Source organism: Streptomyces sp. NPDC001515 (genome assembly GCF_053597115.1).
The window spans coordinates 145,067-167,945 of the sequence record NZ_JBSFHN010000020.1; the positions used below are offsets into that span (position 1 = coordinate 145,067).

3 protein-coding genes and 1 pseudogene are annotated in these 22,879 nt (G+C 74.8%); 3 read left to right on the top strand and 1 reads right to left on the bottom strand.

What is annotated here, in order from left to right; genetic code table 11:
- Positions 1-206 precede the first annotated feature (206 nt).
- The 3 genes and pseudogenes from ACWCXC_RS22235 to ACWCXC_RS22245 all read left to right on the top strand — a co-directional run.
- Positions 207-14,489 carry an amino acid adenylation domain-containing protein gene (locus ACWCXC_RS22235; RefSeq protein WP_450890331.1) on the top strand — a complete coding sequence of 4,761 codons (14,283 nt, stop codon included), beginning with the start codon at positions 207-209 and terminating at the stop codon, positions 14,487-14,489.
- A complete protein-coding gene (locus ACWCXC_RS22240) occupies positions 14,486-22,000 on the top strand; it encodes an amino acid adenylation domain-containing protein (RefSeq protein WP_450890332.1) in 7,515 nt (2,504 codons plus the stop codon). The genes ACWCXC_RS22235 and ACWCXC_RS22240 overlap by 4 nt, the downstream gene beginning before the upstream one ends.
- Positions 22,001-22,079: 79 nt before the next feature.
- Positions 22,080-22,262, top strand: a pseudogene (locus ACWCXC_RS22245) (spore-associated protein); the annotation flags it as partial.
- Positions 22,263-22,529: 267 nt separating this feature from the next.
- Here ACWCXC_RS22245 and ACWCXC_RS22250 read toward each other — a convergent pair.
- The gene (locus ACWCXC_RS22250) at positions 22,530-22,841 is read right to left on the bottom strand and encodes a transposase (RefSeq protein WP_450890340.1); all 312 of its coding nucleotides are present in this window, start codon (positions 22,839-22,841) and stop codon (positions 22,530-22,532) included.
- Between the last annotated feature and the right edge of the window lie 38 nt (positions 22,842-22,879).

The following is a 22,879-nucleotide window of genomic DNA, read 5'->3' on the forward strand; positions in this document are numbered from 1 at the left end:
GACCGCGCGTCGACCTGTCCTCGATAAGCGAGCTCACGCCCGGTTTCCGCAACGGGAAGCCGGTCCCGTGGTGCCCGATGCCGGGGCCGGTGACGTACTCCTCGTATTTACCCGCCCGTTGTCGGTCATGAGTGCCGCACCGGCACGGCCGGCTTCGTCCTGCCCTCTTCGTCCCCCGCAAGCTCTCCCCGAAGGTGTGTCCCGGCATGCGCGAAAACGGCTCTGTATCCCCGGAATCCGCTCCCGAAGAGTTCTTCGGGACGACCGCAGCCCAGCAGGGCGTCTGGTATGGGCAACTCGTCGACCCCGACAGCCCGAAATACAACATCGGTGAATGCTTCGAGATCCGGGGCGACTTGGACGAGGCGCTATTCGCCGCCGCCGTCGACCGGGCCTGCGAGCTGTGCGACAGCATGAACCTGGAGTTCGTCACGGAGGGCGACACCCTCCTGCAGCGCGTCGTCCGCGAGCCGGGCGCCCGTCGGCTCCGGATCGTGGACGTGTCCGGGGCCGCCGACCCCGCCGCCGAGGTCGAGCGCTACCTGGCGACGGACATGGCCACGCCGGACACCCCGCACCGCCCCCGCCACCACCTGGCCCTGCTCCGCGCCGGTGCCGGGCTGTCCTACTGGTACGTCCGCTTCCACCACATAGCCGTCGACGGCCTCGGTGGCGCCGTCTTCACCCGCGTCGTGGCCGACCTCTACGGACGCGCGGTGCGGGGCGAGGACCTCGCCGGGATCACGCTGCCCGCAGCGCCCCTGCGCGAACTCGTCGCCGACGAGACGGCCTACCGCGAATCCGGCCGCCACGAGGCCGACCGCGCCTACTGGACCGCCAGGTTCGCGGAGCAGGCCCCCGACACCACCGGGGACGACGGCACGCACAGCGGCCGGACCCTCATCCGCCGCCGCACCGACCTCCCCGCACCGGCGGACCAGGCACCGGCCACCTCCGGCATACGGCTCCACACCGGCGAGTCCCTGTCCGCCGAGGTCTTCGAGGACCTGCGCCGGCTCGCCGCCGCCCACCGCACCACGTGGAGCGCCGTCCTGGTCGCCGCGGTCGCCGCGTACACCGCCCGGGTCACCGGCACCCGCGAGGTCACCGTGGGCCTCGCCTCCAACGGCCGGCACGGCGGGCTGCGGCACATCGTCGGCATGACCGCCAACATCCTGCCGCTGCGCCTGACGCCCACCGACGCCATGTCCGTCGGCGACCTCGTCCGCGAGGCCGCGGCCGAGATGCGCGGGGCCCTGCGCCGTCGGCGCTTCTCCCGCGAACAACTCGCCCGCGAACTGAACCCGGGCGACGACGCGGCCCGCCTCACCGGCATCGTCGTCAACATCATGGGCTACGACTACGACCGGGACTTCGCCGGAATCCCCGCGCCCTCCCGGGTGCTGTCGGTCGGCCCGGTGGACGACGTGTCGCTCTTCGTCTCCGAACGGGCCGAAGGCAAGGGGCCGTTGATCGGGTTCGACGCCCGCCCCGACCTCTACCACCCCGAGGACGTGCGGCTGCACGAGCAGGCCGTCGTGTCCTTCGTCTCCGCCCTGGCGGCCGCCGACCCCGGCTCGCCCCTGGGCGACCTGCCGCTCGTGGACAAGGCCACCGGCACCGCCCTGCGCGCCCAGGGACTCGGCACCGCCCTGCCCGAGCCGGCCGTCGCGCGAACCCTGCCGGAGGCGTTCCGGGACCAGGTACGCCGGACCCCGGACGCCCCCGCCGTCGAGGACGGGGCGCACACCCTCTCCTACCGGCAACTCGACCGGGTGGCCGATGACCTGGCGGGCGCGCTGACCGGCTGGGGCATCGGCGCCGAGGACGGCGTCGGGGTGCTCCTGGGGCGCTCGGCCGCGGTCCCGGCCGCCACCCTCGCGACCGTCGCCGCAGGCGCCGCCTACGTCCCGATGGACGCGGCCTGGCCCGCCGAACGGCTCGGCCGGGTCGCCGGGTCGGCCCGCGTGCGCGCCCTGATCGCCGACGAGCGGACCGCCCGCGAACCCTGGCTCCGGGAGGCCGCTGCCCGTCTGCCGCTCCTCGTCGTGGACCGCTGCGGCCGGGTGCTCGACGGAGCGCCGGAACGGCCCGGAGCGCTGCCCCGGATCAGCAGACCCGACCGGCTCGCGTACGTCATGTTCACCTCCGGCTCCACCGGACTGCCCAAAGGTGTCGGCGTCACCCACGCCGACGTGCTGGCCCTCGCCGCCGACAGCGCCTGGACCGACGGGGTGTCCGGCGCGGTCCTCATGCACTCCGCGTACGTCTTCGACGCCTCCACCTTCGAGCTCTGGGTGCCGCTCCTGAACGGCGGCCGGGTGGTCGTCGCCCCCGGCGGCGTCCTGGAGGGGCGCACCGTCCGGGAGGCGGTCGAACGGCACGGCGTCACCGCGCTGTTCCTCACGACCGCCCTGTTCAACGTGATGGCCGAGGCGGACCCCGCGGTCTTCGCGGGACTGCGCCTGGTCGCCGCCGGGGGCGAGGCCGCGACCCCCGGCCTCATGCAGCGCGTGGCCGCCGCCTCACCGCGCACGAGCGTCCTGCACGTGTACGGCCCCACCGAGACCACCACCTTCGCCACCCGGCACCCCATCACCGCCGGAACGCCCGGTGCGCCGCCCATCGGCCGCCCGCTGGACGGGATGGGCCTGTACGTCCTCGACGGCGCCCTGAACCTGGTGCCGCCCGGCGTGGTGGGGGAGCTCTACGTGAGCGGGCACGGCGTCGCCCGCGGCTACCAGGGCCGCACCGCGCTCACCGCCACCCGCTTCGTCGCCGACCCGTACGGCCCGCCCGGCAGCCGGATGTACCGCACCGGCGACCTCGCGCGCTGGACCGGCGCCGGCGACATCGAGTACGTCGGGCGCGCCGACGGCCAGGTCAAGCTGCGCGGCTTCCGCATCGAACCGGCCGAGACCGAGCACGCCCTGCTCACCGACCCGGACGTGCGCGGCGCCTGCGTCGTCGTCCGCGAGGACACCCCCGGCGACCCCAGGCTCGTCGCCTACGTGGTGCCCGCGCCCGGAGCCCGCGCGGACACCGTCGCGCTGGCCCGCCGGGTCGGGCGCACGCTGCCCGCGTACATGGTGCCGTCCGCCTTCGTCGTCCTCGACGCCCTGCCCCTCAACCCCAACGGCAAGGTCGACCGCCGCGCCCTGCCCGCGCCCCGGACCGCCACCGGCACCGGACGGGCGCCGCGCACCGCGTACGAGGAGGTACTCGCCGGGCTGTTCGCGGACGTGCTGGGCGTCCGCGCGGTCGGGGTGGACGACAGCTTCTTCGCCCTGGGCGGCCACTCGCTGCTCGCCACCCGCCTCGCCGGCCGGGTCAGGGCCGCCCTCGGCGTCGAACTCGCCCTCGCCACCCTCTTCGACCACCCCACGGTCGCCTCCCTGACCGCCGCCCTGGACACCGCGGGCGCCGCCCGGCCCGTCCTCGTACCGCAGCCCCGGCCCGAGGTGCTGCCGCTGTCCTTCGCGCAGCAGCGCCTCTGGTTCCTCAACCGGTCCGAGGCGCCCGGCGACACCTACAACGTCCCGCTCGTCCTGGAGCTCGACGGCCCCCTGGACGCCGAGGCGCTGCGCCGCGCCCTGGCCGATGTCGCCGTCCGGCACGAGAGCCTGCGCACCGTGTTCGCCGAGCACGACGGCGTCGCCCGCCAGCGGATCACCGACGCGGACGCCGCCGCTTCGCTCGTCCCCCTCCACGTCGCACACCCCCCGGCGGACGGGGACGCCGACGCCTGGGAGGCGGAAACGATACGCCGCCTGAGCACCGCCCCGTTCGACCTGAGCCGGGACCCCGCCGTCCGTGCCCACCTGCTCCGGCGCGGGCCCGCCCGGCACGTCCTGGTCCTCGTGCTGCACCACATCGTCGCCGACGGCTGGTCCCTCGCCCCGCTCTGCCGCGACCTCTCCGCCGCCTACCTGTCCAGGTCCCGGGGCGCGGGTGCCCCCGACTGGGCGCCGCTGCGCGTGCAGTACGCCGACTACACCCTCTGGCAGCGCCGACTGCTCGGCGACGACGGCGATCCGGACAGCCTCGCCGCCCGGCAGACCGCCTTCTGGCAGGAGGCGCTGCGCGGCGCCCCCGGCCTGCTCGACCTGCCCCTCGACCGGCCCCGCCCCGCCGTGCCCAGCCACCGGGGCGCGTCCGTCCCCTTCGACCTGCCCGCCCCGGCGCACACCGCGCTCGTCCGGCTCGCCCGTACCGCCGGGTGCACGCCGTTCATGGTGCTCCAGGCGGCCCTCGCCGTGACGCTCGGCGCCCACGGTGCGGGCAGCGATATCCCGCTGGGCACCGCGGTGGCCGGGCGCACCGACGAGGTGCTGGACGAACTGGTCGGCTTCTTCGTCAACACCGTCGTCCTGCGCACCGACCTCTCCGGCGAGCCGACGTTCCGTGAACTCCTCGACCGGGTCAAGCAGTCCGACATAGCCGCCTTCGGCCACAGCGACCTGCCCTTCGAACGGGTCGTGGAGGCCGTCAACCCGGAGCGGTCCGGCGACCACCACCCCCTCTTCCAGACGATGCTGGTCCTCCAGAACCAGGACCGGGCCGAGCCGGAGCTGCCCGGCATCACCGTCCGCGACCGGTCCCGGCACCACGGCGGCAGCAAGTTCGACCTCACCTTCTCGCTGACCGAGACCACCGGCGAGCCGGAGGCCGGGGAGGCCGCCGGGGGCATCGGCGGCTACCTGGAGTACGCCACCGACCTCTTCGACGCCGCCACCGCCCGCGCCCTCTGCGCCCGCTTCGCCCACGTCCTCACCCAGGCCGTCACCGAACCGGGCCGCCCCATCGGCGAACTGGACCCCCTGACGCCGGCCGAGCGGAACGACCTCCTCGCGCGGGGTCTCGGCGCACCCCGGCCCCTGCCGGTGCTCACCGCCCCCGCAGCGGTCCGGGAACAGGCCCTGCGTACGCCGGAGGCCGTCGCCGTGCGCGACGAGCGCACCCACCTCACCTACGCCGAACTCGACGCCCGGGCCGACGCCCTCGCCCACGTGCTGCACGAGCGCGGTGCCGGCCGGGAGACCACGGTCGCCATCGCCGCGCCGCCCTCCGCGCACACCGTCGTGGCGATGCTGGCCGTGCTGCGGTCGGGCGCCGCGTACCTGCCGGTCGACCCCGCCTACCCGCACGCCCGCATCCGCCACATGCTGGACGACGCGCGCCCCGCCCTGGTCCTCACCGCCGGCGACGACGTGCCCACCGGCGACATCCCGCGACTCGCCCTCGACGCACCGCTCCAGCCGCCCGCGCACCCCGCCACGCAGCTCCCGTACACACCCCGCCCGGCGGATCCCGCGTACGTCATCTACACCTCCGGGTCCACCGGCCGCCCCAAGGGAGTGGTCGTCACCCACGGTGCCCTGGCGAACCACATGGCCTGGCTTGCGGGACACCTGACGGTCACGCCGCGGGACCGGGTGCTCGCGAGGACGTCCCCCAGTTTCGACGCCTCCGTGTGGGAGGTCTGGCTGCCCCTCATGCACGGCGCCGAGGTGTGCGTGCTGCCGTCCGGAGCCAACACGGAGCCGGACACGCTGGTCTCCTGGATGAGCCGGTTCGGTGTCACCGTCGCCCAGTTCGTGCCCTCGCATCTCGCCCTCGTCCTCTCCGAGGCGGCCGACGCCGCGCCCCTGCCGGGCCTGCGCGCCGTCCTGTGCGGCGGAGAGCCCCTGCCGCGCGCCCTCGCCGAGGAGACGGCCGCGCTGTGGCGTACGGAGGTGCACAACCTCTACGGGCCCACCGAGGCCACCATCGACGCGACCGTCCACCGCGTCCCCGACACCCCGGACACGCCGTACGAGACGGTGCCGATCGGCAGGCCCGTCGACACCATGCGCGCCTACGTCCTGGACCAACGGCTGCGGCCCGTGCCGCCCGGCGTCACCGGTGAGCTCTACCTGTCGGGCCCCAACCTCGCCCGCGGCTACCTGAACCGGCCCGGGCCGACCGCCACCCGCTTCGTCGCCGACCCCTTCGACCCGGACGGCGCCCGCATGTACCGCACCGGCGACCTGGTCCGGTGGAACGCGGCCGGGCTCCTCGACTACGTCTCCCGCGCCGACGACCAGGTCAAGCTGCGCGGCTTCCGCATCGAACCCGGCGAGATCGAGGCCGCTCTGCTCACCCACCCCGGCGTCACCGCCGCCTGCGCGGTGATCCGGGAGGACGTGCCGGGGGAGCGCAGGCTCGTCGCCTACGCCGTCACCACGGACCGGGGGACGCGCCCGGCCGTCCTGCGCGACGCCCTCGCCCAGGCGCTGCCGCACTACATGGTGCCCGCCGCGGTCGTCGTCCTGGACGACCTGCCGCTCCTGCCCAACGGCAAGACGGACCGGCGCGCCCTGCCCCGGCCCGAGGAGGAGGCCGCGCCCACCGCCGAGGGCTCCGGCGCGCTGAACCCCCGCGAGGACCTGCTCGCCGGGATCTTCGCCGATGTGCTGGGCCGCCCCGGTGTCGGCCCGCACGACAGCTTCTTCGACCTCGGCGGGCACTCGCTCCTCGCGATGCGCGTCGTCAGCCGGGTCCGCACGGTCCTCGGCGCCGACCTCGCCGTGCGCACCCTGTTCGAGCACCCGACCGCCGCCGGACTCGCACGGGCCCTGGACACCCGGGGGCGGTCCCGCCCGCCGGTCCGCCCCGTGGCAGAGCGGCCGGACCCGCTGCCCCTGTCGTACGCGCAGCAGCGGCTCTGGTTCCTGAACCGGCTCGACGGGCTCAACTCCTCGTACCACATCCCCCTGGTGCTCGACATCGACGGACCGCTGGAGACCGACGCCCTGCGCGGCGCCCTGCTGGACCTCGTGGAGCGGCACGAGGCGCTGCGCACCGTCTTCCCCGAACGCGACGGCGTGCCGCACCAGTTGGTGCTGCCCGCCGAGGTCGCCGCGCCCCGGCTGCCCGTCGAGAGCACGGCACCGGCCTGGCTGAAGGCGGCCGTCACGGACGCCGTGGGCGCGCCGTTCGACGTGGCCGCCGAGCCGCCGCTGCGGGCCAGACTGCTGCGCACCGCGCCCGGCCACCACGTCCTCGTGCTGGTCCTGCACCACATCGCGGGCGACGGCTGGTCGCTCGCCCCGCTCGCCCGCCACCTGGGCGACGCCTACCGGGCCCGCCTCGCCGGGCGGCAACCCGAGGCCGGCGACGGGATCCAGTACGCCGACTACACCCTGTGGCAGCAGGCCGTCCTGGGCGACCCGGACGCCCCGGGAAGCCTGCTGCGCGAGCAGCTGGACCACTGGCACACCGCGCTCGCCGGACTGCCCGGGCTCATCGACCTGCCGCTCGACCGCCCGCGCCCGGTCACCACCGACCCCTCGGGCGACGTCCACACCTTCGACGTACCACCCGGGCTGCACGCCGGACTCCTGCGCGTGGCCAGGGAGTCCGGCACCACGCTGTTCATGGTGCTCCAGGCGGCCGTCGCCACGCTGCTGCACCGGCACGGCGCGGGCGACGACATCCCGCTCGGCACGCCCGTCGCGGGCCGCACGGACGAGGCCCTGGAGGATCTGGTCGGGTTCTTCGTCAATACCCTCGTCCTGCGTACCGATCTGTCCGGCGCCCCCACCTTCGGTGAACTCCTGCGGCGAGTGCGAGAGTTCGACCTGGCCGCATACGCCCACCAGGACGTGCCGTTCGAGCGGCTCGTCGAGAGCCTCAACCCGGTCCGGGCCCGCAACCACCACCCCCTGTTCCAGACCATGCTGGTCCTGCAGAACCAGGACGCCGTACGTCCCGAGCTGCCGGGGCTCGACGTCGAGGACCGGCTCGTCCACAACGGCCTGAGCAAATTCGACCTCACCTTCGCCTTCGGTGAGGAGCGGGGCGGGGGCGGACTCACCGCCGGGATCGAGTACGCGACCGCCCTCTTCGACCACGTCACCGTCGAGGCCCTGGCGGCGCGCCTGCTCCGGCTGCTGGAACAGGTGGTGGCCGACCCCGCCCGGCCCCTCGCGGACTACGACCTGCTGACACCCGACGAGCGCACCCGCACCACCGGATGGGGCACCGGCCGCGAACTGCCCGCCCCCGCACCGGACACCACTCTGCCCGCGCTCTTCGCCGCACAGGCGGGCCGCACCCCGGACGCCGTGGCCGTGACCGGCGGCGGCACCACGCTCACGTACACCGCACTCGACACCGTCTCCGCCGAACTGGCCCGTGCCCTCGCCGCTCTCGGAGCGGGACCCGAGACCGGCGTCGGCGTGCTGCTGTCCCGGTCACCGGCCGTCGTCTCCGCGTCCCTCGGCGCGGTGCGGGCCGCCGCCGCGTACGTGCCGATGGACGCGCGCTGGCCCAGGGAACGGCTCGACCAAGTCGCCGAGGTGGCGGGCGTGCGGGTCCTCGTCGTGGACGAGCCCGCCGCCGCGTCCGCCTGGGTGACCGAGACCGCCCGCCGCATCCCGGTCCTCGTCGTGGACCGGACCGGCCGCGTCCTGCGCGGCGCGCCCCCGGCACCCGGCAGGACCGTCCCCGTACCGGGCCCGGACTCGCTCGCGTACGTCATGTTCACCTCCGGCTCGACCGGGCTGCCCAAGGGCGTCGCGGTCAGCCACGCCGACGTGGCGGCGCTCGCGGAGGACTCCGCCTGGCACGACGGCGCGACCGACGCGGTCCTCATGCACTCGGCGTACGTCTTCGACGCGTCCACCTTCGAGATGTGGGCGCCACTCCTGCGCGGCGGCACGGTCGTCGTCGCACCGGAAGGCGTCCTGGAGGCCGGGACACTGCGCCGAGCCGTCCGCGAACAGGGCGTGACCGCCGTCTTCCTGACGACCGCCCTGCTCAACGTCCTCGCGGACACCGACCCCGGTGCCTTCGCCGGACTCCGCCTCGTCTGCGCGGGCGGCGAACTCGCCTCGCCCGACGCCATGCAGCGCGTCGCGGGCGCCGCGCCCGATGTCCGCGTCCTGCACGTGTACGGCCCCACCGAGACCACCACCTTCGCCACCCGCTACGACGTGGCCGCCGACCTGCCGACGGGCCCGCCGCCCATCGGCCGGCCCCTGGACGGCATGCGGCTGTACGTGCTCGACGGCTCATTGGGCCCGGTCCCGGCGGGAGTCACGGGCGAGCTGTACCTCGCCGGGCGCGGCGTCGCCCGGGGCTACACCGGCCTGCCCGCCCTGACCGCCACCCGGTTCGTCGCCGACCCCTTCGACCCGGACGGCGGGCGCATGTACCGCACGGGCGACCTCGTGAAGTGGACCCCGGACGGGCAGATCGCCTACGTCTCCCGCGCCGACAGCCAGGTCAAGCTGCGCGGCTACCGCATCGAACCCGGCGAGATCGAGTCCGTGCTCGCCTGCTGCGACGGGGTCGCCGACGCCTTCACCTTCGTACGCGAGGACGTCCCGGGCGACCGGAGGCTCGTCGCGTACGTGGTGCCCGCCGGGGCTCTCCGGCCCGATCCGGCCGACCTCACCGAAGCCGTCGGCCGGTCCCTGCCCGCCTACATGGTGCCCTCCGCGTTCGTCCTGGTGGATGCGCTGCCGCTCACCGTCAACGGCAAGGTGGACCGGCGCGCCCTGCCCGCGCCCGAACAGCACGCCGCGGCCCGCGGGCGCGCCGCCCGCACCGCGCGCGAGGAGATCGTCTGCGGTCTCGTCGCCGATGTCCTCGGCCTCCCGGCCGTGGGCGCCGACGACGACTTCTTCGCGCTGGGCGGCCACTCCCTGCTCGCCACCCGGCTCGTCGCCCGCATCCGGGCCGCGCTCGCCGTCGAGGTCCAGGTCAAGGCGGTCTTCGAGCACCCCACACCCGCCGCGCTCGCCGCCGCCCTCGACGAAGCCGGAGCCGCCGCCCCGCCGCTGGTGCGCACGCCGCACCGGCCGGAGCCGCAGCCGCTGTCCTTCGCGCAGCGGCGCCTGTGGTTCCTCAATCGGTTCGAGGGCCCCAGCCCCACCTACAACGTGCCGCTGGTGCTGCGCCTGGAAGGACCGCTCGACGCCCCGGCCCTGGAACGCGCCCTCATGGACGTCGTGGAGCGGCACGAGAGCCTGCGCACCGTCTTCCCCGAGACCGGCGGGGTCCCGCGCCAGCTCGTCCTCGCCGCCGACCACGCCGACCTGGACCTGGCCCCCCGGGAGATCCGTCCGGACGGCCTGGACGAGGCGCTTGCCGCCGAGGTGGCGCACGCCTTCGACGTCACCGCCGACCTCCCTGTCCGGGCCCGGCTGCTCAACCTCGGCGCCGAGACCCATGTGCTCGTCCTCCTCGTCCACCACATCGCGGGCGACGGCTGGTCGCTGGCCCCCCTCGCCCGTGACCTCGGCGACGCCTACCGCCGCCGCAGCCGGGGCGAGGAGCCCGGCCGCCGGGAACTCCCCGTCCAGTACGCCGACTACACCCTCTGGCAGCGCTCCCTCCTCGGCGACGAGAACGACGCGGACAGCAGGGCCGCCCGCCAGCTGGACTTCTGGCGCACCGCGCTGGACGGCAGCCCCGGACTGCTCGCCCTGCCCCTGGACCGGCCGCGCCCCGCCGTCCTCACCTACCGGGGCGACGCCTTCACGTTCCCCGTGGACGCGGACACGCACCGGGCGCTCGCCGAGCTGGCCCGCGCCCAGGGATGCAGCCTGTTCATGGTGCTGCAGGCGGCCCTGTCCGTCCTGCTCTCGCGGCACGGCGCCGGGGAGGACATCCCCCTCGGCACCGCCGTCGCCGGACGCACCGACGAAGCCCTGGACGATCTGGTGGGCTTCTTCGTCAACACCCTCGTCCTGCGCACCGACCTGACCGGCGACCCCACCTTCACCGAAGTCCTGGACCGGGTCCGGGCGTTCGACCTGGCCGCCTACGCCCACCAGGACCTGCCGTTCGAACGGCTGGTGGACGTCCTCGCCCCGGCCCGGGCGCAGGACCATCACCCGCTCTTCCAGACCATGATCGTCCTCCAGAACCAGGCGGACACCGCGCTCGTCCTGGACGGCCTCGCCGTGACCGAGCAGCCCGTGCGGACCGGGATCAGCAAGTTCGACCTCACCTTCACCTTCACGGAGACCCGCGACCCCGCGGGCCGGCCCACCGGGCTCGACGGCCACCTGGAGTTCTCCACCGACCTCTTCGACCCCGTCACCGCGCGCGCCCTTGCCGCGCGACTGACCCGGCTGCTCGCCTCGCTCGCCGCCGACCCCGGCGGGCGTGTCCGCACCGCCGCGTTCCTGGACGCGGCCGAACGCGCCGAGCTGGACCGGGCCGCCCCGGGCCCGGTCCGCCCGGTCCGCGCCCGTACCGCCCCCGAGGCGTTCCGTGCCCAGGCCGCCCGGACCCCCGGGCGGATCGCGGTCCGGGCCGGTGCCCAGCAGCTCACCTTCGCCGAGCTGGACGCCCGCTCCGACGACCTGGCATACCACCTCCACGACCGGGGCGTCGGCCGCGGTGACCTCGTCGCCCTCGCCGCCGATGGCACCGCCGACCGGGTCGTCGCGATGCTCGCCGTCGCCAAGGCCGGAGCCGCCTGCCTGCCCGTCGACCTGGACTACCCCGAGGCCCGCGTCACACACATGCTCGACGACGCCCGCCCGGCCCTGTTCCTGGTGCACGACCCGGCGCGGGCCGCCCGGTACGCCTCCGTGCCCCGCCTCGCGCTCGGCGACCGGTCCGCCCGGCCGGGCGGACGCGGGGCGCCGCCCGCTGTCGCCGCGCCGGGCGCCGACGACGCCGCGTACGTCATCTACACCTCCGGCTCCACCGGCCGGCCCAAGGGCGTCGTCGTCACCCATGGCGCGCTCACCAACCACATGGCCTGGATGGCAGGCCACTTCGGCCTCACCGACGACGACCGCGTCCTCGCCCGCACCTCGTCCAGCTTCGACGCCTCGGTGTGGGAGACCTGGCTGCCCCTGCTGCACGGCGGCGCCACCTGCCCCGTACCGGCCGCGCTCAACCACGATCCGGCCGGGCTGCTGGCCCGGATGCGTGACGAGGGCGTCACCCTCGCCCAGTTCGTCCCCTCCCACCTCGCACTCCTGCTCACCGAGACCGGGACCGAGGCGGCGCCCCCGGCGCTGCGGGCCGTCGCCTGCGGCGGCGAGCCCCTGCCCCGCGCCCTGGCGGCCCGGGCAGCCAGGGCCTGGGGCACCGAGGTGCACAACCTCTACGGCCCGACCGAGACCACCATCGACGCCACTGCCCACCACGTCACCGCCCACGGAGAAGAAGGGGGCGTTCCGCTCGGCCGCCCGATCGACAACACCCGCGCCCACGTCCTGGACACCGCGCTCCAGCCCGTACCGGCGGGTGTGACCGGCGAGCTGTACCTCGCCGGTGACGGCCTCGCCCGCGGCTACCTCGGCCGCCCCGGGCTCACCGCCGGCCGCTTCGTCGCCGACCCCTCCGGCCCGGCCGGCAGCCGCATGTACCGCACGGGCGACCTGGTCCGGCGCGACGCCGACGGACTCCTCCACTACGTCTCCCGCGCCGACGACCAGGTCAAGCTCAACGGCTTCCGCGTCGAACTCGGCGAGATCGAGGCCGCCCTCACCGCCGTTGACGGGATCACCGCCGCCTGCGCCCTCGTCCGCGAGGACCGGCCCGGCGAACGGCGCCTGGTCGCGTACACCGTGGGCGCCCGCCTCACCGACGGAGCACTGCGCACCCGGCTCACCGAGGCGCTGCCGCCGTACATGGTGCCCGCCGCCTTCGTGGCCCTGGACGCGCTGCCGCTCCTGCCGAACGGCAAGACGGACCGGGCCGCGCTTCCGGCGCCGGAGCGCCCGGAGGGCTCCCGGGCGGGCCGGGAGCCGCGCACCTCGTCCGAACGCGTCCTGTGCGAGGCGTTCGCCTCCGTCCTGCGCGCACCCGAAGTCCGCACCGACGACGACTTCTTCGCGCTCGGCGGCGACAGCATCCTGTCCATCCAGCTCGTCAGCCGCGTCCGGGAAGCCGGGCTCGCCGTCACCCCCCGCGACGTCTTCGTCCACCGCACCCCCGAGGCCATGGCGGCCGTCGCCGCACCGCTGGACGGCGCCACGGGCGAACCGGACAGCCACGGCACCGGCACCATAGAACCGACCCCCATCGCCGCCTGGTTCCTGGAACGCCCCGGCACCACCGACGGCTACAACCAGTCCGGCGTGCTGAGCACCCCCGCCGGTGCCCGCGAGGACACCCTCGTCGCCGCGCTCCAGCTCCTCACCGACCACCACGACATGCTCCGCCTGCGCGTCACCCGCACCGCCGGGGGCGACCCCGTACTCGAAGCGCTGCCGCCCGGCGCCGTCACCGCCCGGCGCCGCTTCACCCGTATCGACATCGCCGGGCTCGACGCCGAGGCGGCCCGGGCCGCGCTCACCGAAGCGGGCGAACGGGCCCGCGGACGCCTGCGGCCCTCCGCCGGTGCCGTCTTCGAAGCCGTCTGGGGCGACGCCGGACCCGGGGCGCGCGGCCGGCTGCTCCTCGTCGTGCACCACCTGTCCGTCGACGCCGTCTCCTGGCGCATCCTGGCCGACGACCTCGCCCACGCCTGGCAGGTGGCCACCGGCACCGCATCCGCGCTGCCCGCCCCCACCACCTCGTACCGGCGCTGGTCCCAGCTCCTCGCCGAACAGGCCCGCACACCCGACCGCACCGGCGAACTGCCCCTGTGGGAGGAGGCGCTGAGGACCCCGGACCCCCAGCTCGGCTACCGGCCGCTCGACCCCTTCCTGGACACCGCCGACGGCACCCGCACCCTCACCACCCACCTGCCCGCCACCTGGGCGAAGCCCCTCCTCACCAGCGTCCCCGGCGCCTTCCACGCCGGAGTCGACGACATCCTGCTCACCGCGCTCGCCCTCGCCGTCAACACCTGGCGGCCCCGCCAGGACACCGCGGTCCTGCTCGACCTGGAGAGCCACGGCCGGGAACAGATCGCCGACCACATCGACCTGTCCCGCACGGTCGGCTGGTTCACCAGCCTCTACCCCGTCCGGGTCGACCCCGGCCCCCTGGACGCCCGCGACCTGGCACGCTTCGGCGCCTCGCTCGTTGAGCGTGCAGTGAAGCGCGTCAAGGAACAGCTGCGCGCCGTCCCCGACCACGGCGTCGGCCACGGCATGCTGCGCCACCTCAACCCGGCCACCGGCCCCCGCCTGGCGGCGCCCGCACCCCAGATCGGCTTCAACTATCTCGGACGGTACGCGGCCCCGGGCCAGGCGGCGGACGGCGACTGGGAGGTCCTGCTCGACGCTGGAGGACCCCGCAGCCAGGACCCCGGCATGCCCGTGCACCACGTCCTCGACATCAACGCGCACACCGAGGACCTCCCCGAAGGACCCCGTCTGGTGGCCCGCTGGACCTGGCCCGGTGACCTGCTGAAGGAGGAGGACGTGGGCGCACTCGCCGAGGCGTTCAACCGCGCCCTGCGCGCCGTCGCGGAACACGCCGAACAGCCCGGAGCAGGCGGCTGGACGCCGTCCGACCTTCCCCTGGTCTCGCTCAACCAGGCCCAGATCGACCGACTGCAGAACAAGTGGGGTGGACGCAGATGAACGGGTTCCAACTGGAGGACGTACTCCCCCTGACGCCGCTGCAGGCCGGGATGTACTTCCACGCCCTGTACGACTCGCACGCCGTGGACGTCTACACCGCGCAGTTCGTCTTCGACCTCGAAGGGCCCGTCGACGTCCCCACCCTGCGCGCCGCCGTCGCCGGCCTGCTCCGCCGCCACGCCAACCTGCGCGTCGGCTTCCTCCACGAGGACCTGGACGAACCCGTGCAGGCGGTCGCGGCCGAGGTCCCCGTACCCCTGGAGGAACTGGACCTGACCGGCGCCGACGAGGTGCCGGACCGGCTCACCGCCTTCCTCGCCGCCGACCGCACCCGCCGCTTCGACCTGGCCACCCCGCCGCTGCTGCGGTTCACCCTGGTGCGGACCGCGCCGGAGCGCCACCGGCTCGTCATGACCAGCCATCACATCCTGTTCGACGGCTGGTCGCTGCCCCTGCTCGTACGGGAGCTCTTCGAGCTGTACGCGGCCGGCGGCGACGACAGCGCCCTGCCGCGCGTCACCCCGTACCGCGCCTACCTCGTCTGGCTCTCCCAGCAGGATCGTGCCGCCGCCCTCGACACCTGGTCCGCCGCGCTCGCCGGCATCGAGGCGCCGACCCTTCTCGCGGAGCGGGACGGGCCCGACGGCGCGGCCGAACTGCCCGAGACGCTCGTCCTCGACCTGGACGCCGCCGTGACGACCCGGCTGCGCGAGACGGCCCGCGCCCACCGCCTCACCCTCAACACCCTGGTCCAGGGCGCCTGGGGCCTGCTGCTCGGCCACCTCACCGGGCGGTCCGACGTGGTGTTCGGTACCACCGTGTCCGGGCGCCCGCCGGAGCTGCCCGGCGTCGAGTCCATGGTCGGCCTGTTCATCAACACCGTGCCCGTGCGCACCGAGCCCGCGCCCGGGGAGATCCTGGCGGATTACCTGACCCGGCTCCAAGCCGAGCAGGGCCGGCTCCTCGGCAGCCAGCACGTGGGCCTCAGCGACATCCGGGGCGTCACCGGCCTGGACGAACTCTTCGACACCCTCGTCGTGTTCGAGAACTACCCGATGGACGCCGAGGCCCTGCGCACCGCCCAGCGCGGACTGCCCGGCCTCGCCGTCACCGGTTTCAGCGGCACCGACGCCGCCCACTACCCGCTCACCCTCACCGTCGCTCCCGGCGACACCCTGAGGATCACCTTCGGCTACCGGGCCGCCGTGCTCGACCGCCAGGAGGTGGCCGAGACCGTCTCGCGCATGCGGCAGCTGCTGACCGCCATGGCTCAGGACCTCGGCCGCCGCGCCGACACCGCGCCCTTCCTCCTCGACGGCGAACGCGAGGAGCTGATCACCCGGGGGACCGGAGCCGCCCTGCCCGACGGCACCACGGCCCTGAGCATCCCGGAGGCCGTCGCCGAGCGGGCGGCCCGCCACCCGGACGCGGTGGCCGTCTCCGGCGCGGGCGAGCAGCTGACGTACGCACAGCTCACCGGGGTCGCGGACCGGCTCGCCGCCGCCCTGACCGGGCTCGGGACCGGAGCCGAGGACGGCGTCGGCATCCTCCTCGCCCGCTCGGCCGCCACCGTCACCGCCTCCCTGGCCACCCTGCGCGCGGGCGGGGCCTATGTGCCGCTCGACCCCCGCTGGCCGACCGAACGGCTCAACCGGGTCACCGGCGTCGTCCCCCTGCGCGTCCTCGTCGTGGACGAGACGACCGCCACGCTGCCCTGGGTCCACCAGCTCGGCCCGGACACCGCCCTGCTGACCGTCGACGGCGCCGGCCGCGTCCTCACCGGCGGCCCCGCCACGCCAGGCCCCCTCCCCGCCGCACCGGGCGGCGACCGGCTCGCGTACGTCATGTTCACCTCCGGGTCCACCGGACTGCCCAAGGGCGTCGGCGTCAGCCATGGCGACATCGCCGCGCTGGCCGCCCACCACGGCTGGGACGACGCCGCCGACGCCGTCCTGCTGCACTCCGCGTACGTCTTCGACGCCTCGACCTTCGAGCTCTGGGTCCCGCTCCTGCGCGGCGGACGCGTCGTCGTCGCCCCGGACGGCCCGCTCCAGCCCGACATCCTGCGGGACCTGGTGACCCGGCACGGCGTCACGGCCGCCTTCCTGACGACGGCCCTCTTCAACGTGCTGGCCGAGACCGACCCCGGCTCCCTCGGACGACTGCGCCTGGTCGCCGCCGGCGGCGAGGCCGCCGCGCCCGGGGTCATGCAGCGCGTCGCCGCCGCCCACCCCGGCACGACCGTCCTGCACGTGTACGGACCCACCGAGACCACCACCTTCGCCACCGCCCACCACGTAGGCCCCGACCACACCCCCGGCGGCGCCCCGCCCATCGGCCATCCGCTCGACGGCATGCGCGCCTACGTCCTGGACGCCGCCCTGAGCCCCGTGCCGCCCGGCGCCGAGGGCGAGCTGTACGTCGCGGGACCCGGCGTCGCGCGCGGCTACCTCGGCCGGGCCGCCCTCACCGCGACCCGCTTCGTCGCCGACCCCTTCGCGGGAGACGGGGCCCGCATGTACCGCACCGGCGACCTGGTGCGCCAGGACGCCGACGGCACCGTGCGCTATGTGGCCCGGGCCGACCAGCAGATCAAGCTGCGCGGCCACCGCATCGAACCCGCCGAGATCGAAACGGTCCTGCGCGACCACCCCGCGGTACGTGCCGCCTGCGTCCTCGTACGGGAGGACCTGCCCGGCGACCGCACCCTCACCGGTTACGTCGTCCTCGCCCCCGGCGAGACACCCGACCCCGGACTGCTCGCCGCCCACGTCGGCCGGCTGCTGCCCGCGTACATGGTCCCGGCCGTCATCCAGCCGCTGGACGCCCTGCCCCTGACCCCCAACGGCAAGATCGACCGGGCCGCCCTGCCCGCGCCCACCGTGCCGCGCACGGCGGCGGGGCGGGCGCCGCGCAACGCCATGGAGGAGATCCTGGCCGGGCTGTTCGCCGATGTGCTCGGCGTGGACCGGGTCGGCACCGACGACAGCTTCTTCGCGCTGGGCGGCCACTCCCTGCTCGCCACCCGTCTCGTCGGCCGCATCCGCACCGCCCTGCACACCGAGACCGACATCCGCACGCTGTTCGAGCACCCCACCGTCGCCGCGCTCGCCACCGCTATGGAAGGCGCGGAGGGCGGCACCCGCCCCGCCCTGGTCCCGCAGCCGCGCCCGGCCGAACTCCCGCTCTCGTACGCCCAGCAGCGGCTGTGGTTCCTGCACCGGCTCGACGGACCCTCCGCCACGTACAACATCCCGCTCGCCGTACGCATCGACGGTCCGCTCGACCTCGACGCGCTGTGCACCGCCGTCGCCGACGTCATCGCACGGCACGCCGCCCTGCGCACCGTCTTCCCCGAGGGCGAGGACGGGCCCTGCCAGCACATCACCCCACCCGGCGACGTCGTCATTCCGTTCGCCGTGGAGAGCGTCGACGAGGCGAAGCTGCGCCATCGCGTCGCGGCCGCCACCGCGGAGGCCATCGACATCGAACGCAGCCTGCCCCTGCGCGCGACCCTCCTCCGCCTGGCGCCCGACGCCCACGTCCTGGTGCTCGTCGTCCACCACATCGCCGCCGACGGCACCTCCCTGCCGCCCCTCACCCACGACCTGGGCCTCGCCTACCGCGCCCGCGCACGGGGCGAGGCGCCCGACTGGGCCCCGCTGCCCGTCGACTACGCGGACCACACCCTCTGGCAGCGCGACCTGCTCGGCGACGAGAAGGACCCCGACAGCCTCGTCCGCCGCCAGCTCTCCCACTGGCGGCACGCGCTGGAGGGGCTGCCCGAGGCGATCGAGCTGCCCTGGGACCGGCCGCGCCCCGCCACGTCCCGGCACACCGGCGCCACGCTCGGCTTCTCGGTGGACCGGGCCACCACCCGCCGCATCACGGAGCTCGCCCGCAGCTGCGGTTCCAGCGCCTTCATGGTGCTCCAGGCCGCCCTGGCGACCGTCCTGTCCCGGCACGGCGGCGGCGAGGACATACCCCTGGGCACGGCCGTCGCGGGTCGCACCGACGAGGCGGCGAACGGCCTCGTCGGCCTCTTCGTCAACACGCTCGTCCTGCGCACCGACCTCTCGGGCGACCCCACGTTCCGCGAACTCCTCGGCCGCGTACGCGCATTCGACCTCGCCGCCTACGCCCACCAGGACGTGCCCTTCGAGCGGCTGGTCGAACTCCTCAACCCCGCACGCGCCCAGAGCCACCACCCGCTCTTCCAGACCATGCTGGTCCTCCAGAACCAGGCGGCCGCCGCCATCGACCTGCCCGGCCTCACCGTCACCGGAGTGCCCGCCGAGGCGGAAGTGAGCAAGTTCGATCTGTCGTTCGCGCTCACCGAGACCTACGACGACACCGGCGCCCTGGACGGGATGCGGGGCACCGTCGACTACGCCACCGAACTCTTCGACGCGCCCACCGTCCAGGGCCTCACCGACCGGCTCGTCCGGCTCCTCGGCGCCGTCACCGCGGACCCGGACCGCCCCCTGCACGCGTACGACCTGCTCACCCCCGCCGAGCACAGCCGCCTCACCGCCCTCGGCACCGGGCCGGCCGACGACCTGCCCGCCACGACGGTCCCCGCGCTCTTCGACGAGTGGGTCCGGCGCGATCCCGCCGCCCCGGCCGTCCGCGACGCGCACACCACCCTCACCTACGGCGAACTCGACTCCCGGGCAAACGCGTTGGCCCGACACCTCACCGAGCGCGGCGTGGGCCCCGAGGACCGGGTGGCTGTCGCGCTTCCCCGGACGTCCGAGCTCGTCGTGGCTCTGCTCGCCGTCCTCAAGGCAGGCGCCACCTACGTGCCGCTGGACCCGGACTACCCGGCCCAGCGACTGGCGTACATGCTCGACGACGCACGCCCCCGCCTGCTCCTCACCACCCCGGAACTCCACCGCCGCCTTCCCGAGCACCCGGTGCCGCACCTCTTTACCGACGACCTCGGTGAGAGCGGCGCGACCCCCGGGCCCGTCCGCATCGACCCGGCCAACCCGGCGTACGTCATCTACACCTCCGGTTCCACCGGCCGCCCCAAGGGCGTCGTCGTCACGCACCGGGGGGTGCGCGCCATGGCCAGGACCCAGAGCGAGCGGCTGCGCGTCGGCCCCGGCAGCCGGGTGCTGCACATGGCGTCCGTCAGCTTCGACGCCGCGTTCTGGGAACTGTGCATGGGGCTGCTCACCGGCGCCTGCCTGGAGATCGACACCCGCGATGCCCTGCTGCCGGGCCCGGCCCTCGCCGGCCTGGTCCGCGACCGGGGCGTCACCCACCTCACCATCCCGCCCGCCGCCCTCGCCGTGATGCCCCCGGACTCCCTGCCCACCGGCCTCACCATGGTCCTCGCCGGAGAGGCGTGCCCGCCCGCTCTCGTCCACGCCTGGGCCCGCGACCGCTTCCTCGTCAACGCCTACGGTCCGACGGAGACCACCGTCTGCGCCACCATGAGCGCCTTCCAGCACGCGGAGGGGCCCCTCGCCCCCGACCGCACCGTCCCCATCGGCGCCCCCGTCGACGGCACCCGCGTCCATGTCCTGGACGACCGGCTGGCCCCCGTGCCGCCCGGAGTCACCGGCGAACTGTACGTCGCGGGCGAGGGTGTCGCACGCGGCTACCACGGCCGCGCCGCCCTCACCGCCACCCGCTTCGTCGCCGACCCCTTCGACCGCGCCGGCGGCCGGATGTACCGCACCGGGGACCTGGTCCGATGGACGCCCGACGGCCGCCTCCTCTACGTCTCCCGCGTGGACGACCAGGTCAAGCTGCGCGGCTTCCGCATCGAACCCGGCGAGATCGAGGCGGCCCTCGCCTCGCACCCCGGGATCGCCGCGGCCTGTGTCACCGTCCGCGAGGACCGCCCCGGCGACCGGCGCCTCGTCGCCTACACCGTGCCCGCCGCCACCGGCGAGCCCGGCCCCGGCTGGGCCGAACTGCGCGCCCACCTCGCCGCCACCCTGCCCGAACACATGGTGCCCGCCGCCCACGTCCGGCTCGACGCCTTCCCCGTGACGCCCAACGGCAAGACCGACCGGCGCGCGCTGCCCGCCCCGGAGAGCGCGGCCCCGGCCGGCGGGCGGGCTCCGCGCACCGCCCGTGAACGCGCCCTGTGCGAGGTGTTCGCACAGACCCTCGGCGTGCCCGAGGTCGGGGTCACCGACGACTTCTTCGCGCTGGGCGGGCACTCCCTGCTCGCCGTCACCCTCGCCCGCCGGATCGGGGAGCGCTGCGGGGTGCGGCCCTCCCTGCGGGCCCTGTTCGCGACGCCCACCGTCGAGGGCGTCGACCGGCTGCTCGGCGGGGCTCCGGGGGAGGGGGAGCGTGTGGAGGCGGCGGCCCCGGACCTCGCCGCCGAGGTGCGGCTCGCGCCGGACATCACCGGTGAGCGCCGGGCCCTGCGGCCCGTCCACCCCTCCGCGCGCCCCCTGCTCACCGGGGCCTCCGGCTTCCTCGGCGCGTTCCTGCTGCGCGACCTCATCGAGGCCACGGACGGCCCGGTCGACTGCCTCGTCCGGGCCGCGAGCCCCGACAGCGCGGCCCAGCGGCTCCGCGCCAACCTGGAGCACTACGGCCTGTGGCAGTCCCGGTACGCCGACGTGATCCACCCCGTCCCCGGTGATCTCGCGGCCCCCGGCCTCGGCCTCGACCCCGGGGAACGGGACGCCCTCGCCCGGCGGCTGGGCCCCGTCCTGCACAACGGGGCACGCGTCAACTTCGCCGCCCCGTACGGTGATCTGCGCGCGCCCAACGTGGGCGGCACGGAGGAACTGCTGCGCCTCCTCGCGGACTCCGGCTCGCCCGGCCTGCACTACGTCTCCACCACCGGTGTGTACGCCCCGTCGCGCGGGACGGACCCCGCACCGCTCACCGAGTCGTCCCCGACCGGCCCGGCGGCCGGTCTGCCCGACGGGTACGCGCAGAGCAAATGGGTTGCCGAGCAGTTGGTCGGGCTCGCCCGCGAGCGCGGCCTCCCGGTGACCGTCCACCGCCCGGGCCGCATCAGCGGCGACACCGCCACCGGCGCCTGCCAGGACCGCGATCTGCTCTGGCAGCTCATCAAGGGCTGCCTCCAGGCCGGAGCGGTGCCCGACCTCGCGCACGGCACGACCGACTGGGTGCCGGTGGACTACGTCAGCGCCGCCGTGGTGGCCCTCAGCACCGCCGAAGGGCCCGGGGCACCGGCGTATCACTACACCAACCCGGACGCACCGGGCCTGGACCGCGTCTTCGAGGTGGCGGCCCGCCTCGGGTACGAGCTGCGCCCGGTGACGCCCGAGGAGTGGCGGGCCTGTGTGGCGGAACACCCGGACAACGCGGCGCAGTTGTTCCTCGGCGACGACGGGGCCGGTGAGGACGCGGCGGACCACCGTCGCTTCGACTCCGGCCGCACCGCCCGGGCGGCCGAGGAGGCGGGCGTGCGTCAACAGCCCCTCACCGAGGAGGTCCTGACGCGTTATCTGACGTACTTCCAGGCCACGGGCTTCCTGCCGGCCCCCGGAGCGCGCCCGGGAGCGTAAAGGATCACCAATCATCAGGTCCCCGGCCATTCGCGTACAACCATCCGTGCACCCCTGATGTCCCAACAAGTAGGAGCAGACGAACGGCAAGAACTGTGTCGTGACGATCCGGTCCACCCCCGGCGTCGCGAAGGACAGGTCGGCGTACGTCTACGTCCCCGAAACCGACGCGTCGGCGAGCGACTACGGGAGCTACACGTCGTACGCCGGTCCGGCCTACGTCTACGGCAAGGGCCACTGCGTCAGCTGGGGCGGCCGGATGCCCGGCGGTCACCACGAACGCCATAGGCTTCTGGCCCTGCTCGACGGCCAGGTGGAGCTTGGTGGTGAACCCGCCGCGCGAGCGGCCCAGTCCGTGATCACCGGGCTCGGTGAAGACACCGCCCGGCGGTTCCTTCTGCAGGTCGCCCTGCTTGTGGGCCCCGGCCGCATGCTGATGGGCGCGGCAGACCGTGGAGTCGACGCTCAGGTCCCATGCGATCGCAGCTTTCGCCTCGGCCAGGGATTGGAGCCGGGTGAGAATCCGCTGTCAGGTGCCGTTGCGCTGCCATCGGCGGAAGAGGCCGTAGACCCGGTTCCACGGTCCGTACTCGACGGGGACGTCCCGCCACGGCACACCGGTCCTGACCCGGAAGCGTATGCCGCCGAGGCCAGACGGGCGGCGGACCTGCCCCGGCACCCTTTGACAACAACGGCTCCAGCACCGCCCACTGCTCGTCCGTGAGATCTCCCCGACCCATGAACCGTGATCATTCACAGCCCAAGATCCACTTTTGATACACGGCCTAGGCGGTGTCCGTAAAGTCGGTGGGTCGTTACTCCAGTTGTGGTGCGTCGACATGAACTGACGGATGAGTCGTGGGCGCTGATCGCCCCGCT